We start from the raw sequence: 302 nt of genomic DNA on the forward strand, positions 1-302 counted from the left end.
CGAGATCCTGCCCGGCGCGCTGACCTTGAGAGGTTGAATCAACTGGCTGAGGGCTTGATTCAGCTGGTAAGGCCAGCTGGTTGAAATAGCTGGCTAAAATTTTTGCCGGATTACAATTCGAGCTTGGCCGGGAAGCCTGGCGCGCGAAGCTCCGTGCCGACCGCATCCTCGAGCAGCTTGACGATCTGGGTCGAACAGGCACCGCCTCCATAGACTGCTTTGCCCTGTTCGAAAATCGCGTTGACGCGGGATGCCAGGTCGAGCGGCACGTCGAAATCGCGGCCCATGCCCAGCGCGAAGCC

The 302-nt window shown here is 59.9% G+C and carries 1 pseudogene; it reads right to left on the reverse strand.

Annotated elements, in window-relative coordinates:
• Positions 1–110: 110 nt before the first annotated feature.
• Positions 111–302, reverse strand: a pseudogene (locus tag EN807_RS34330) (NAD(P)-dependent oxidoreductase); the annotation flags it as partial.

This window comes from Mesorhizobium sp. M5C.F.Ca.ET.164.01.1.1 (assembly GCF_004792125.1).
Taxonomy (GTDB): domain Bacteria; phylum Pseudomonadota; class Alphaproteobacteria; order Rhizobiales; family Rhizobiaceae; genus Mesorhizobium; species Mesorhizobium wenxiniae.